The organism is Litchfieldia alkalitelluris, from assembly GCF_002019645.1.
Classification (GTDB): Bacteria; Bacillota; Bacilli; order Bacillales; family Bacillaceae_L; genus Litchfieldia; species Litchfieldia alkalitelluris.
In genome coordinates, this window is record NZ_KV917374.1 from 3942644 (window position 1) to 3958207 (window position 15564).

Below are 15564 nucleotides of genomic sequence, written 5' to 3' on the forward strand. Positions count from 1 at the left end.
TGTACTCTTTGAAACCAATGCTACCCACACTTGTATTTGAAGCTCCAAAAGGAAACGAGTGGATTTATGAGGTGAAATACGATGGATTTAGAGCCATCTTAGACTGGAATATCCAGGACGTAAATCTTGTTAGTCGAAACGGGAACCGATTAAATGACCAATTTCCAGAGATCATTGAAGAATGCAAGAAACTAACAAAGAAATTTTCGAAATATCTTCCACTTGTCTTCGATGGAGAGTTATGTATATTAGAGTCGAATTATAAAGCAAGCTTTGAACAAATACAACAAAGAGGACGACTTAAAAATACTGAAAAAATATTAGAAGGATCACAAAGAAAGCCAGCCCATTATTTAATTTTCGATTTATTATTGATCAATGGACAAAAGATTATTGCAAATTCTTTTACTGAAAGAAAAGAACGATTAATTACGATGTTTGAAGAAATTGACCTCCTGACAAGAGTTGATTCAAGCAGCTCTCAACTTTTACAGATTATAGAACCACACACAGCTTTTAATGAACTTTGGGAAAGAGTAAAACTAGAATATTCTGAAGGAATTATCGCCAAGAAAAGGGAGAGCAAATGGGAGGAAGGAAAGAGAACTACCACCTGGGTAAAAATAAAAAACTGGCAAAAGGGAAACTTTTTTATTACAGGTTATGATAAAGGTAATGGTTTTTTCCATGTGAGTGTTTTGAGAGATGAAAAGGTATTTGAAATTGGTTTATTCTCACATGGACTATCACCCGAAGAAAGAGAAGCGCTCTTACAGGTGATTCAGAAAAACCACCCAGACCAAGCTCAAAAACCTTTCATTACAGTTACTCCTAGTATATGCATTGAGTTATCTTTTCTAGAGTTATACAAAGAACAACTTCGTCAGCCTAGTTTTTCTAAATTCCAACTTGGTATCTCTTGGAGGGACTGTAAGTGGGAGCAGTTTGATAGAACCATTGAAATACCTGAAACGATTACAATTACACACCCTGAAAAACCTCTTTGGAAAGATAAAGATATTACAAAGCGGCAATATTTAGAATATCTTCTTGAAATATCACCTTATATGCTACCTTTTCTAAAAGATAGGCTATTAACCGTAATACGTTACCCTCACGGAATGTATGGCGATTCATTTTACCAAAAAAATTGCCCTGATTATGCTCCTGAATTCATTCAAAGGGTTAAACATGATGGAATAGACTATATCACTTGTAATAACATTGACACATTGGCATGGCTTGGAAACCAATTAGCCTTTGAGTTCCATATACCGTTCCAAACTATCAATTCAAATGGCCCTTCAGAAATTGTGTTTGATTTAGATCCGCCTTCAAGAGATGATTTTTCATTAGCAATCAAAGCCGCGATTATACTTAAAGAAGTTTTTGAAGGGTTACATTTAATTTCTTATATTAAACTTTCAGGCAATAAAGGATTACAAATTTATATCCCCTTGCCCGAAAATACCTTCAGCTATCAAGATACACGCATCTTCACAGAATTCATTGCCAATTATTTAGTCAATAAAGAACCCACACTTTTTACGATTGAACGCTTAAAGAAGAACAGAGGAAATAAATTATATGTTGATTATATCCAACATGCCGAAGGGAAAACAATTATTGCGCCATACTCTATTCGGGGGAATGAAGGTGCCTTTGTCGCCGCTCCTCTTTTCTGGGATGAAGTAACACCTAGTCTTACAATACAACCATATTCTATGGATAAGATTATGAAACGAATTAAGAAACTTGGAGACCCTTTTCATAGTTATTTTAATACGAAAGAAATTCAATCATTTCAGCCAGTTTTAGATTTTCTATCCAAGAAATAAAGGGTATATAGTTTTTCGCTTCCGAAGCGATTGGCTCGTTGGCGACTATAGCAAGATACTAAAAACAACATCCAAAATAAAGTTAGGTAAGAAAAACTGGGCATAGCCCGGTCTTTTTTGTTTAGTGAAAATCTGCTAATTTGCACTTTATGCCATTTAATCCTTTATCATACATAGAGTCGTTTCTCCATCGTATTCTTACACAAAAAGGTGGAGTAGTAGGATCTACAAAACCAACGGTATATAGACCAGATATTACTCTAGGAGCTACTTTTGCATACCTCTTAATTGGGCTGTGCCCTATTATCATGTTGATTTCATTGTGGTCACTGTGGTGGGAATTTAAACGGAAAAATTCCGCTTAAGTTGGGAAATATCAACATTTCCCTAAAAATAACCGGAGTTTTTCCGCTTATATGAACCTTATCTTTAGATTTATTCATATATTAGAGAAGTTAACCGGAATTTCTCCGCCTATATCTGCAACATAAGCCTCTACTAGATACATTAGCCGGAATTTTTCCGCCTATGAGTTCCTATACCTACGCGAAAAATCAACAAGGATGAATAACAGAGCTTTTTAAAAAGCCATGTTGCCTCATCCATAATCTGGTTTATTTATACTTCCTCTTTTTAAAAATAAGGCGCTCCAATAGGAACGCCTTTTTAAGATTTATTTCTTATCCTTTTCTTCATCCTTGACAATTTTCAATAGTTGCTCAAGCATATTAACCATATCTTGTTTTTGGTAAATTGAATCATTTGTTGCTGGTAAGTGGTTCTCCTTACTCTCCATTTCCTCAATTGCTTCTTGTTGTCGTTCATTTTCCCGAGAGAGATCAAGTCGTTCCTCAATCAAATAAGCAGGAATAAGTTGGCCGTCAGGTGTAACATACTTTTTATTTAACCGGCGAGTTTCTTTATCAAACAAGCTGTATACAATTGGTATGATAAATAAAGTTAAGAAGGTACTGCTAATTAATCCTCCTATGACAGAAATACCCATAGGTTGGTTCATCTCAGAGCCCTCTCCAATTCCAATTGCAAGAGGTAATAATCCTAAAATAGTCGTTGTCGCCGTCATTAGAATTGGACGTGTACGGTCCTTAACCGCTTCTACAATGGCATCGTAAGTTCTCATACCAGCGTTCTTCTTCTGATTGATATAGTCAATCAAGACGATTGCATTATTTACAACAATTCCAGCAAGTACAATAATTCCAATAAATGCAGTAAGCCCAATTGGTGTACGAGTAGCGGTAAGGGCTATTGCAACACCAATTACCATTAATGGCACAGTGAACATAATAACAAACGGATGTTTGAAAGATTCAAACTGTGCTGCCATAACTAAATAGATGAAGACTAATGCTAATACAAATGCTAACCCCAAATCATCCATAGATGATTCAAGTAATTCACGGTCACCACCGAAGGTAATTTCTATCTCATCTGCTAACTCTAGGTCAGCAATCTCCTTATCTACTTTTGCGGAAATATCACCTAAATTAGATGATGCGATATATTTTACTGTGAATTGAACGGCACTTTGTTGGTCTATTCGATTGATCGTCGTTGGTCCTTCACCAATCTCAATTGTAGTTACATCTTCTAATGCAATATAAGAGTTATCTGGTTTTTTAATTAACAGATCTCTTAACTGATCAATATTACTAGTCAATTCCCGATTATAACCAACGTTAACTGGATAGATTTCATTATTTTCATCGGTCATTTGTATAGCGGTTGTTCCACGAGTCACATCGTTTACAGTGGAAGCAATTTGGAATGGTAACAACCCTTCATCAAAGGCCTTATCACGATCAACGGTAATTTGTACTTCCTCAATCGTTTCTGACAAGTCTGTTGAAACCTCAGTTATTTCGTTCATATCTAATAAAGCTCTTTCGATTTCAGCAACAGCTTCGTATAATCTATTTTGATTATTATCCTTAACATTAAATGAAAGCGTATTTGGTGATGATCCTGCAGCAGATTGAACATTCATCGAGATTTCAGCTGTTGAATTAGCACTTGATGCTGCTCTTTCAATATCTCGCTTAATATCATCTATAAAGTCAAAGGTAGATATTGTTCGCTCATCTAGTTCTTTCATTTTTACATAGATTTCAGCTTCATTGGTACTCCCAGTTCCTGAATAGGAACCTTCCTGTGTACTTCCTATTGAGCTAACATACACATCAATGTCTGTTTTATCTTCCAATACTTCTTCAATTCGATTGACAGTTTCCTCTGTCTCTTCTAGTGTTGAGCCATTTTCAAGCTCAACATCAATTGTAAAGAAACCCTCATCACTACTTGGTAAAAATTCTGTTCCAACAGTTGTTAATCCAAAGACACTACCCGCTGTAATAATCACAGTCAAAATTAGTACTAGTGCTCGATTACGCAAACTCCATTTTGTAACGCCTTCTAGCGATTTAATAAAGGAAGATTCTTGTCTTTTAACCTCAATATTCTCTTTTGGTTGTTTTAAAAATCGACTTGCAAGCATTGGAACAACTGTTAATGCTACAAACAATGAAGCAAATAAACTAAATGCTATTGTCAACGCAAACTCAGTAAACAACTGACCGATAATCCCTGAAATAAAGATGACAGGTAAAAAGACAGCAACTGTGGTTAACGTAGATGCAATAATGGCCGTACCAACTTCCTTAGTTCCATCAGCCGCAGCTTCCTTTGGATCTTTCCCCATTGATAGATGGCGGTAGATATTTTCAATAACAACAATTGCATTATCAACCAGCATACCTATTCCTAGTGCAAGGCCACCAAGAGTTAATATATTTAAAGTAAAATCTGAAAAGTACATAAGTACAAACGTTACAATAACTGAATAAGGAATAGCAATCCCAATAATAAGTGGACTTCTAAAGCTTCTTAAAAAGAAGAATAGAACAATCATTGCAAACAATCCACCAAGTATTAATGTGTTCGACATATTTCCAATTGCAAGTTGAATAAAATCACCTTGATCAAAGAGGATATCATATTGGATGTCCTCGTACTTCTCATTTGATAATAATTCATCTAATTCAGCTTGAAATGATTCCGACACTTGAGCCGTATTGGCATCAGATTGCTGAAGAACATTTACCAATAATGCTGGCTCTTGATTTGCACGAGTAATCGTATTCTGTTCCTGAGGAGCTAATGTTACATCTGATATATCACTTAAGGTAACTTTTTCTCCATTTGTTGGATTAACAGTGATATTGGTTTCCCTAATTGAATCGAGTGAATCAATTGTACTAATTACACGAGTAGTAAGTTCTTTTCCATTTGTTTCAATTGTATTACCTGGTAAAGATACTGAGTTTGCTCTTAACCGGTCAACAATATCCTGTTGTGTTAACCCATATTCCTGAAGAGCATCTTCATCTAGAACAACCCTAACTTCCTCGATCATGGTTCCAGATAGACTTACGCTGGCTATCCCCTCTGCCTTATATAACTCAGAAACTAAATTTCCAGCTAAGTCCTGCAAAGTCTTTGAATCTGTATCAGTACTTAAGGACATCTGAATAACCGGAAACTGCGCAGGATCGAACTTCATAAATCGGGGCTTATTAGCATCCTCGGCAATGGTAGTAGAGTCTATTCTACTTTGAACTTCGCTCTCAACTTCATCAATGGATGTTGTCCAAGAAAATTGCATCATCGTAAAACTAGAATTTTCTTGCGAGGTAGAAGAGATGGTCTTCAGTCCGGGTAGTGTTGACAAGCTTTCTTCAATCGGTTTGGTTACTTTTTCTACAACCTCCGTTGGACTTGCACTAGGGTAGTTTACAACAACAACCCCAATCGGCGGATTAATCTCTGGAATTAATTTCAAAGGGATGTTTAAAAGTGAAACAAGCCCTAATATAATCACTAAAAACATAGATACAAGAGTAAAAACTGGCCTTCTAATTGAAAAATTACTAATTTTCATTAAGCGTTTCTCCCTTTCAACGGTTTTATGTTGCATATTCATTGATCGTAAGTATTTGAATTTAATTTTATTTTAGTATGATCAGTCACACTCATGACCGTATGGTCACACACTGATTACTATAATTTAGAACTATATATAATGCAAGTAAGAAGCGTATCTACTAATATGTATATATTGTGGCCAACATAAATGGAAAAAGTTGCATAGGGTTTAGAGTTTTGTTAAATAATTTCTTTATAAGGAACTTAAATGTCGAGGAGAGATGTAATTGGTCGGACAGATGAAGACTAGCCAATATGCGGGGGTCTTTCCGGCTCATTTAGAAAGCTGTAAGATTACAGAGCTACTTCAGACAGCTTTAGTTAGTTTTAGATAGAAGCCAGTCTGAACTCTGGCCTACTTCGGACAGCTTTACCCAGTTTTAGTGCAAAGCTGTCTGAACTCTGGCCTACTTCGGACAGCTTTACCCAGTTTTAAAGCAAAGCTGTTTGAACTCTGGCAAACTTCGGACAGCTTTAGCTTGTTTAGAGCAAAACTGTCTGAACTCATACCTACTTCGGACAGCTTTACCTATTTTTAGAGCAAAGCTGTCTGAACTCTGGCAAACTTCGGACAGCTTTAGCTTGTTTTAGAGCAAAGCTGTCTGAACTCTGGCCTACTTCGGACAGCTTTAGCTTGTTTTAGAGCAAAGCTGTCTGCGCTCTTGCCAACTTCGGACAGCTTTAGCGTGTTTTAGAGCAAGGCTGTCGGAACTCTGGCCTACTTCGGACAACTTTAGCTTGTTTTAGAGCCAAGCTGTCTGAACTCTAGCCTACTTCGGACAGCTTTAGCGTGTTTTAGAGCAAGGCTGTCGGAACTCTGGCCTACTTCGGACAACTTTAGCTTGTTTTAGAGCCAAGCTGTCTGAACTCTAGCCTACTTCGGACAGCTTTAGCGTGTTTTAGAGCAAGGCTGTCGGAACTCTGGCCTACTTCGGACAACTTTAGCTTGTTTTAGAGCCAAGCTGTCTGAACTCTAGCCTACTTCGGACAGCTTTAGCGTGTTTTAGAGCAAGGCTGTCGGAACTCTGGCCTACTTCGGACAACTTTAGCTTGTTTTAGAGCCAAGCTGTCTGAACTCTAGCCTACTTCGGACAGCTTTAGCTTGTTTTAGAGCAAAGCTGTCTGAACTCTGGCCTACTTCGGACAGCTTTAGCTTGTTTTAGAGCAAAGCTGTCTGAACTCTGGCCTACTTCGGACAGCTTTACCTATTTTTAGAGCAAAGCTGTCTGAACTCTGGCAAACTTCGGACAACTTTACCTAGTTTTAAAGCAAAGCTGTCTGAACTCTGGCCTACTTCGGACAGCTTTACCTAGTTTTAGAGCAAAGCTGTCTGAACTCACACCTACTTCGGACAGCTTTAGCTAAGTATATACAGTTCCCGTATCAACATAAAACCACACACCTTCTTGGCTAAACGGCTTTAATGTGTGAATACAAAAAAAAGAGTTGACCCACAGGGAGCCAACTCTTCGATTTAAAGCTTTTTCTTATTTCTTGTGTTCATTGTTATTTTTTTCCACTTGTCTCTTTCAAGTTGTTGAGCCCGCTTATCTGCTTTTCTATCTAGGTACGCTAGCTCTTTACACAGCTTCAGGTAGCTGCGAAAGCGATCTTCCTCTAATGTTCCATCGTCAATTGACTGTTTAATGGCACAGCCTGGTTCATTTTCGTGGCTACAATCATTAAAACGACATTTTGCTGCAATCTCTTCGATGTCCATGAAGCTTTGGTTCACGGATTGATCTGCTTCCCATAACTGTAATTCTCGCATCCCTGGGGTATCAATGATCATTCCTCCATCGGGTAAAACTACTAACTCTCTATGTGTGGTAGTGTGTCTACCTCGATCATCATCTTCACGTACTTCTTGCACAAGCTGTTTCATTTGACCCAAAAGACTATTTGTTAGGGTAGACTTCCCAGCACCCGATGATCCAAGCAAAGCCACTGTCTTGCCCTCAGTTAAATAATTCTTTAATTTATCGATACCTAGATTTTCAACTGCACTTATCACATGAATTGGAACACCCATTGCAACACGCTCAACTTCTTTTAGCCTATCGTCAATATCCTTACATAAGTCAGCTTTAGTTAACACAATCACCGGGTTTGCTCCGCTTTCCCAGCTCATGACTAAATATCGTTCAAGCCTTCTTACATTAAAATCATTATTCAAGGCATTCACAAGGAACACAGTATTAATATTTGTTGCAATAATTTGTTCTTCGGTGGTTAAGCCTGCTACTTTTCGTGAAAACTTACTAAATCTTGGTAGCACTTCATGGATAGTAGCCTTTCCTTCATCAACCCTTGGTGTGAGAACAACCCAATCACCAACAGCTGGAAAATCCTCTCGGGTAACTGAATTAAAACGGTATTTTCCCGAAACCTCTCCCACAAACTCACCTTGTTCTGTTAAGATTCGATACATACGTTTATGTTCTAGTACGACTCTTCCAACTGTAAAATTTGTATTTTCATATTTTTGAAACGCTAATTCGAAATGCTGATTCCAACCTAATTGACTATTTTCCACACTTATTTCCTCCTATTAAAACAAATAAAAAAGGACCTAATCCGGTCCTTTTTTTATGCTGAGCCTCTTCCTCAGATACATAATAAAACCGCGAACTAAATTACAGCCCACGGATTGTTTTAATAGCAATAAATTTATTGGATTTCCGCCCGGGGCTGTATTTGAATAATTAAATTAGGAAAACGAACAATAGATAATTTTTTCATAATACATCCCTCACCTTCTAATGATTTGAACTAATTATAGAATAAATTGGAAAATATGTAAAGTTCTATTTTGACTAAAATAAATAGTGCCAGTCTTGGATTTATTTAAAGCTTTCTATTATACTTATCTAAGAAAAAATATTACTGGAGGTATCTATGAACGACCTATCAGATAGGAATAATATCAGATCTACTTTACAAAAGTTCGTTGAACATCCCTTATTTAATCGTTTAATAATGACTCTTATCATTATTAACACTATTTTAATAGGGATGGAAACATATCCATTATTATACGAGGATTATAATGATTATTTTTTAATTGCAGATAAAATCTTTCTTCTAATTTTCTCAGTTGAAATTATTTTAAAAATCATTGCACTTCGATCTAATTTTTTCAAAAACAATTGGAACTTATTAGATTTTGCGATTGTCTTCGGTAGCATTATTTTATATCAGACCCATTTTGTCAGTGTTCTGCGTATATTGAGGGTTCTGAGGGTGCTTCGAACCATATCAGCGATTCCATCCTTAAGGAGATTAGTTAATGCACTCTTTATGGCCATTCCAGCAATAGGAAGCGTTTCGATCTTGATGGGTATTTTCTTTTATATCTACGCAATTATTGGGACAGCCTTTTTCGGACAACTATTTCCTGAATATTTCGGGAACCTGCAGCTCTCGCTACTTAGTCTGTTTCAAATTTTCACCTTAGAATCATGGGCTAGCGGAATTTTTCGTCCGATTTTTGCCGAATTTACTTGGTCATGGCTTTATTTTGTTTCGTTTATATTGGTCGCCACTTTTATCATGCTAAATTTAATTGTCGGTGAAATTGTCAATAATGCACAGAAATTATCTGAAGAACATGAGGACATGAATACAGATTGGGTACACGAGTTAGAACAATTGCGAAAGCAAAATTCACAATTGAATGAAAAGCTTGACCATATAACTAAATTAATCACTAACCGGAAAGGATAACAGATATGAACAATCTATCAAATTGGTTTGATAAAGGCATTTCCGCTCACCAATATATAAATACGATGAAGGTAAATAAAGAAAGTACACTGAAAGTTTTCAATGAGGTAAGCTTAACTAGTGAAGAAACTCGGATTCTACATGAATTGCAAAACCTTGAGTTAAAGGCAGTTGTCATTACTGCCGATTGGTGCGGGGATGCTATGGTGAACCTTCCAATCTTTATTAAATTAGCAAATGAAGCATTTATTGAAGCTCGTTTCTTAGATAGAGATGAGAACCTCGAGTTAATGGATCAATATTTAACAAATGGAACATCAAGATCCATTCCCATTATTATCTTATTAAATAAAGAAGGTATTGAAATTGGTAAATGGGGGCCCCGCGCTGAAGAAATTCAAGTGGAAGTGGACCAGTTACGTGCTCAATTACCAGCGAAGGATTCTGAAGAATATGATTTAGCTTTTAAAGAGTTTATCAAAGGATTAGTAACAAGATTTACAACTGATCAATCTTGGTGGGAACTTATAAAGAAAGATTTGTTGAAGAAATTAACTGAAGTCACTACGAACTAACAGTAAAAAGCACCAGCCATCAATAATCATAAGATGGGTGGTGTTTATTTTATTTCAGATGTTTTATTGATTTTCATCGAACCAGTCGGAAAATGTCCCTGAACCATTACAACCAATACAATCAATTGGATTGCTATAGTAAAATTCATAGGAATTAAATGTATGAAACCCTCTCCCATTACAATCTGGACAAAGCCCCAATGACTCCATTTGTTCAAGCCTTCTTTCATTTCTTGAAGTTAGCCAGTCATTGAGTGTATCAATGAGTCCCATTCTACTCACCTCATTACCATTTTTTATTAGATTGTGGAAAAAATAGAATATTTATACATTATTATATTCCTCATTTAAAGGCTTGGTGAAATGAAGGAAGCTAAAGATTCTCAATTATTTATAATAACGATCGAAAGATCAGTAAAAGCTAATAAGTGAATAAGTACACATATGGTGGTGAGTAAATTGATTAAAAGCACTACAGATGAAATTAATATTTTTAAAGTAGCAGCAACATATATCGGAACAGTTGTAGGTGCTGGATTTGCATCTGGCCAGGAAGTACTTCAGTTTTTCAGTGCGTATGGATTGAACGGAGTTATTGGAATCGCACTATCAACTGTCTTATTTTTCTTCTTTGGATATACCATTTTATTAATTGGTAAATCATTAAACGTTAAATCTTATGTAGAAGTAGTTAGGTTCTCAAATGGAAAGATTATAGGAACGATTATTGATTTAATCATAACTGTTTTCTTATTCGGGGCCTTGGCGGCAATGATTGCAGGTGCAGGAGCCATATTTGATGAACAATTTCACCTTTCACCTTTATGGGGTACAGTTCTTATGGCAATTATCTCCCTACTTACTGTTATTACCGGAATTAAAGGAGTGATTAATGCCATCAGTTATGTTGTTCCAGTTTTATTGGTTTCTGTATTTTTTATAGCGATTTACAGTTTGTATATTAATCCTATTACATCATCAGATATACAAATATCCTCTACTCTAGAAGGGGCAGCTCCAAACTGGTTTATATCGGCCCTGAATTATGCGTCATATAACCTTGTGATTGCAGTAGCCGTATTAGCTCCAATGGGTGCAAAGGCAAAGGATAAAAAGACACTTTTCTGGGGTGCATTATTAGGTGGTCTAGGTCTTGGAATAGGTATTGTAGCTATCTATTTTAGCATTTTGACAAATTTGGATATTGTATCTAATGTTGAAGTTCCCATGATTATGATTGCATCAAAGATAGCTCCTCTTATTCAGTTGATTTTTGCGATTGTCTTATTTGCAGAGGTGTATACAACCGCAGTTGGAAACTTATATGGTTTTGTTTCTAGGATGAATTTTATCGCAGATCGTTTTCGGATTTGGATCATTGCAGCTTCAACTATTGCAGCGTTTTTAGTAAGTCAGGTAGGCTTTTCAGCTATGGTTAAATACTTGTATCCGGCAGTTGGGTACGGAGGACTACTCTTTTTTGCAGGTTTACTTTATGTCTGGTTTGCAAAACGTAATCAGTTTTATGTTTAATGATAATAAATTCCCGAGAGGCCATGTTAGATGACATGGCTTTTCTCAACTTTTATTTCTTATTGAAACTTAAGGTTTGCTGATTTACCGCAGGAAAACAATTCAGTATAGGAACAACACGCTAAGCAAATACTTATGGTGTGCAGATTTAATGTACTCATTATACGTTAAATCAGCTTTTAACTTTAAGGAGAATCTAATGGAAATAAAACAAACAATAAGGAGTGCATTTATGGGCATTTTAAGTGGCAATCCTCAAAACGAACCAATGCATTATGGGGAAGTATTTGCAAGCTGGTCTTTCTTGTTAGCTTCAAAAGGAATGGTTGCTGCATATCAAACAAAGTTAAATCATGCAGGTGATGAAGATCTTCAAAAATTACTAGTAGAAGCAAAAGAGCAATGTCAGCAAGAAGCTAAACAAATCGAGACTCTACTTAAAGAAAATGGCATTGGCCTACCACCAACACCTCCCGAAAGACCTAATGCTCGAATAGAAGATATTCCTGTTGGAGCAAGATTTCAAGATAATGAAATTGCCACTGCTTTATCAGCTGATATTGCTGCAGGGTTAGTTGCTTGCAGCCAAGCGATTGGTCAATGTATTCGTGAAGACATAGCGATGATGTTTGGTCAATTACATATGCAAAAAGCGACATTAGGTGGAAAAGTTCTTAAGCTTAATAAGGAAAAAGGATGGCTTATACCGCCACCTTTACATTTCAATAAAGCTGAGGATTGCTAATTAACCGAATAAAAAAAACCTTGATAACTAGTTTGTTATCAAGGTTTTTTGCTTGATGACCTGTGAGGGATTCGAACCCACGACCCCTTCCCTGTCAAGGAAGTGCTCTCCCACTGAGCTAACAAGTCTTATTATACTCATATATTAAAGTTTTAAATCGGAATTGTCAATCCCTTTTGAGTGAAAGAACATTGATTTAAGTTGAAGCAAAATCATTGACATATTTTCTTACAATGAGATATAAATATTACTAGAGCAATTTAACAACAATTGAATATTCGCTGAATCCCTAGTAGGGAACGGGGGAACCATTCGGTGCAATTTAGTACATGCACCAGGGGTGAATCCTTATTAAGTTAAGGTAGGAGAGTCTCTTCATCCGAATCCGACAGCTAACCCCGTAAGCAAATGGAGAGAGAATCCAACACAACAACAAACACAGTCAATTTTTTGATTCTAATTGTAATAAAGCCGCGAGCTTCTCTCGTGGCTTTTTTTGTCTAAAAACTCTCTCTATCAAAAGATTCGCTTTCATAATTGCTCATACAGATAGGCACACTAAAAAAAGAAGGAGGAAGTTTTTATGAAAATGAACTTAACGGCAAAGATAGTGGTTGCACTTGTTCTTGGTATTATCGTTGGTATTATCGTTAATCTTTTTGCACCTACTCTTTTCAAGCCCCTTAACACATGGGTATTTTCACCACTTGGGAAACTATTCTTAAACTTTATTAAAATGTTAGTTGTTCCAATTGTATTTTTCTCAATCACGCTAGGGGTGGCTGGGCTCGGTGATCCGAAAAAATTAGGTAGAATTGGGTTGAAGACGATTACATTTTTCCTAGCAACTACGACTGTTGCGATTTTTATTGGATTAGGCTTAGCTGCGGTCATTCAACCTGGAGAAGGTGGTAACTACAACCTTGAAGAAGCTACTTTTGAAAGTACACCCGCTCCCCCTGTAGTTGATACGCTATTGAATATTATTCCGACAAACCCTATAACAGCAATGGCGCAAGGTGAAATGCTTCAAATCATTGCCTTTTCTTTTTTCATTGGTTTTGCAATAACAATCTTAGGTGAAAGAACGAAAGGGATTCATAATCTCTTAGAGCAAGGTAATGAAATTATGATGTATCTTGTGAATCTTATTATGAAATTTGCTCCATATGGTACATTTGGTCTAATTGCTTCTGCAGTTGGTGGTTTAGGTATTCCTGCATTAAAAGCAATGTTTTTATATTTCAGTGTTGTCTTTATTGCATTAATCATTCATACAATCGTCACTTATGGATCGGCCGTAGCCATATTAGGTAAGCGTAATCCTTTAGCATTCTTCAAAGGATTCATTCCTGCTATGACAGTTGCTTTTAGTACATCCAGTAGTAGTGCTACACTTCCAGTATCAATGACAACTGCACAAAAAAATCTTGGTGTACCAAAGTCAATTAGTAGCTTTGTTCAACCTCTTGGTGCGACGATTAATATGGATGGAACAGCAATTATGCAAGGTGTTGCGACATTATTTATTGCCCAAGTATATGGTGCCGACCTATCTGCTGCTCAAATCCTTACCGTGGTTCTAACAGCTGTTTTAGCTAGTGTTGGTACAGCAGGTGTTCCAGGAGTAGGACTTATCATGCTAGCAATGGTATTGACTTCTGTAGGTTTACCTGTAGAAGGAATTGCTCTTATCATTGGAATTGACAGATTATTAGACATGACAAGAACAGCTGTAAACATTACTGGTGATGCTGCTTGTGCTGTCATCGTGGCTGAGTCTGAGAAGAAGCATGTTACTTCTAATTAATATATTATTGAAAACACCTCGAGTCTTCTCTTAACGTGTTACTTGGACGGGGCGAAACAGTATAATTAGCAAATGAATTAGCAGACCAATTAGCATAGCTATTTGGTCTCTTCATTTCCTTTAGTCTTGATTAAATGGGAGCTACATTAGGATCAGCACGTTTTTAGATTGCCAATTTATCTGATGCATAATAATTATTATTCGGAGTCCAATTTATTTGCTAAATTAACTGAGTTTTATCATTAATCGAGGGACTTAAGATACTTAAAATAAGGGGAGATTTCCCTTTATACTGCAGTATATAGTTTGTTTAGAGGTAAATAAGGGGAAGTTTGTCCTTAAACAAAGCACAATCACCCTATTTTCATGTATTTCAAGGAAATAGCGGAAAATTTTACCTCTATTTTAGATATTTTCATTCACATTTCCTAATTAAGGGAAGTTTCTCCCCTTATTTTATCAGCCCATGCTGCTGATTCACTTATCTGGGTCAGAGGGTTTCCGCTTTTTTATGGCCGGGTGAGACCATGGATTAGGAAACACCTATTGAACGAACGGGTACTATTTTATAAGTAAAAGCTCGGTACAGTTCCGAGCTTTTACTATTTCAGGTGCTAATAGGTTGTAAAATGATTTGCTTTCACCTGTGCATCTTCCATTGTTAAATCCCATCTTCTCTCCCACAATGGAACCCGTTAGTTTTCTCTTGGTGTTTTTCTTTTTAAAAAAATAAAAGATGACAATTTAAGTTTGTCATCTCCTTTAGGCTTAATCTAGCCCCTTGAACAGTCCGTTAAAGCCTTTATTGATAATATGTTCATCCTTACAATCCACTTTCTTAAAATCAATTTTCTTTCCTTCAACAACCTTCGTTTCTTCAACAGACCACTTTTCTTCCCCACGCTTCATTTTTACCATCACATTATTATATTGAGGATTTTTATACATAACAAACGCATGATCGAAGTCCTTATTAAAGAAATATAGCTTTTTATGCCCGAATGAAATGGTTTCAAATTGTTGAATAATACTTTCTAAATGTGATTCTGTCTTACCTGTTAATATACTTATTTTTCTTAAATCATTTATATCATAAGTTAATACTTCATCAATCTCATTAATTTTAATATCATAACTAGAAAGAACATCTTGCATAACGACTCCATGAAACTTATTTCTTTCTAATTCAATACTTTCGATACAGTCTTCGCTTAGATCATTGTTTTTTGCGAGAACATGTTGAACAACAAGAGTGTTTAAGAAAATAAGGAATAAAATACTAATCACTTTAATAACTTTCAAAAAAAGTCACCTCCATTATTAGCTTTGCCAAAA

At 36.2% G+C, this 15564-nt stretch carries 10 protein-coding genes, 1 tRNA gene and 1 riboswitch; of the genes, 6 read left to right on the plus strand and 5 right to left on the minus strand.

The features are described from left to right. Nucleotides 1-8: 8 nt before the first annotated feature. Complete coding sequence (locus BK579_RS18385) at nt 9-1838, plus strand: DNA ligase D (RefSeq protein ID WP_078547973.1); 1830 nt, start codon at nt 9-11, stop codon at nt 1836-1838. Between the two features lie 673 nt (nt 1839-2511). Here the strand turns inward: BK579_RS18385 and BK579_RS18390 are convergent. Both BK579_RS18390 and rsgA read right to left on the minus strand, forming a co-directional pair. After that, on the minus strand, nt 2512-5796 hold the full coding sequence (locus tag BK579_RS18390) for an efflux RND transporter permease subunit (RefSeq protein WP_078547975.1): 3285 nt from the start codon (nt 5794-5796) through the stop codon (nt 2512-2514). 1518 nt (nt 5797-7314) lie between these two features. Then, nucleotides 7315-8376 carry a ribosome small subunit-dependent GTPase A gene (gene rsgA, locus BK579_RS18395; protein WP_078547977.1) on the minus strand — a complete coding sequence of 354 codons (1062 nt, stop codon included), beginning with the start codon at nt 8374-8376 and terminating at the stop codon, nt 7315-7317. 362 nt (nt 8377-8738) lie between these two features. Here rsgA and BK579_RS18400 point away from each other — a divergent pair, with 362 nt between their 5' ends. Further along, nucleotides 8739-9566: an ion transporter gene (locus BK579_RS18400; RefSeq protein WP_078547979.1), complete on the plus strand. Its 828-nt coding sequence runs from the start codon at nt 8739-8741 to the stop codon at nt 9564-9566. Nucleotides 9567-9571: 5 nt separating this feature from the next. Then, the gene (locus tag BK579_RS18405; protein WP_078547981.1) at nt 9572-10141 is read left to right on the plus strand and encodes a thioredoxin family protein; all 570 of its coding nucleotides are present in this window, start codon (nt 9572-9574) and stop codon (nt 10139-10141) included. Nucleotides 10142-10204: 63 nt separating this feature from the next. Here BK579_RS18405 and BK579_RS18410 read toward each other — a convergent pair whose 3' ends face one another. Continuing rightward, nucleotides 10205-10414, minus strand: a complete 210-nt coding sequence (locus BK579_RS18410; RefSeq protein ID WP_078547983.1) for a methionine aminopeptidase — start codon at nt 10412-10414, stop codon at nt 10205-10207. A 186-nt stretch (nt 10415-10600) separates the two neighbouring features. Between BK579_RS18410 and BK579_RS18415 the strand changes: the two genes are divergently transcribed. Next, a complete protein-coding gene (locus tag BK579_RS18415; RefSeq protein ID WP_204524736.1) occupies nt 10601-11674 on the plus strand; it encodes a YkvI family membrane protein in 1074 nt (357 codons plus the stop codon). A 232-nt stretch (nt 11675-11906) separates the two neighbouring features. After that, on the plus strand, nt 11907-12419 hold the full coding sequence (locus BK579_RS18420) for a DUF3231 family protein (RefSeq protein ID WP_078550677.1): 513 nt from the start codon (nt 11907-11909) through the stop codon (nt 12417-12419). Between the two features lie 56 nt (nt 12420-12475). On the opposite strand, the gene BK579_RS18425 is transcribed toward BK579_RS18420, so the two are convergent. Next, nucleotides 12476-12547 (minus strand) — tRNA-Val (locus BK579_RS18425). Nucleotides 12548-12688: 141 nt separating this feature from the next. Continuing rightward, nucleotides 12689-12842, plus strand: a riboswitch (cyclic di-AMP (ydaO/yuaA leader). Nucleotides 12843-13008: 166 nt separating this feature from the next. Here BK579_RS18425 and BK579_RS18430 point away from each other — a divergent pair. Continuing rightward, nucleotides 13009-14229 (plus strand): dicarboxylate/amino acid:cation symporter, encoded by a 1221-nt coding sequence (locus BK579_RS18430; protein WP_078550678.1) that lies wholly within the window; start codon nt 13009-13011, stop codon nt 14227-14229. A gap of 768 nt (nt 14230-14997) precedes the next feature. Here the strand turns inward: BK579_RS18430 and BK579_RS18435 are convergent. Continuing rightward, nucleotides 14998-15531, minus strand: coding sequence for a hypothetical protein (locus BK579_RS18435; protein ID WP_078547987.1), 534 nt, complete (start codon nt 15529-15531; stop codon nt 14998-15000). Between the last annotated feature and the right edge of the window lie 33 nt (nt 15532-15564).

Excerpts from the sequence above, each read along its gene's own strand:
- BK579_RS18390 (WP_078547975.1), bottom strand. The coding sequence starts at position 5,796 with ATGAAAATTAGTAATTTTTCAATTAGAAGGCCAGTTTTTACTCTTGTA.
- BK579_RS18400 (WP_078547979.1), top strand. The coding sequence starts at position 8,739 with ATGAACGACCTATCAGATAGGAATAATATCAGATCTACTTTACAAAAG.
- BK579_RS18405 (WP_078547981.1), top strand. The coding sequence starts at position 9,572 with ATGAACAATCTATCAAATTGGTTTGATAAAGGCATTTCCGCTCACCAA.
- BK579_RS18410 (WP_078547983.1), bottom strand. The coding sequence starts at position 10,414 with ATGGGACTCATTGATACACTCAATGACTGGCTAACTTCAAGAAATGAA.
- BK579_RS18420 (WP_078550677.1), top strand. The coding sequence starts at position 11,907 with ATGGGCATTTTAAGTGGCAATCCTCAAAACGAACCAATGCATTATGGG.
- BK579_RS18430 (WP_078550678.1), top strand. The coding sequence starts at position 13,009 with ATGAACTTAACGGCAAAGATAGTGGTTGCACTTGTTCTTGGTATTATC.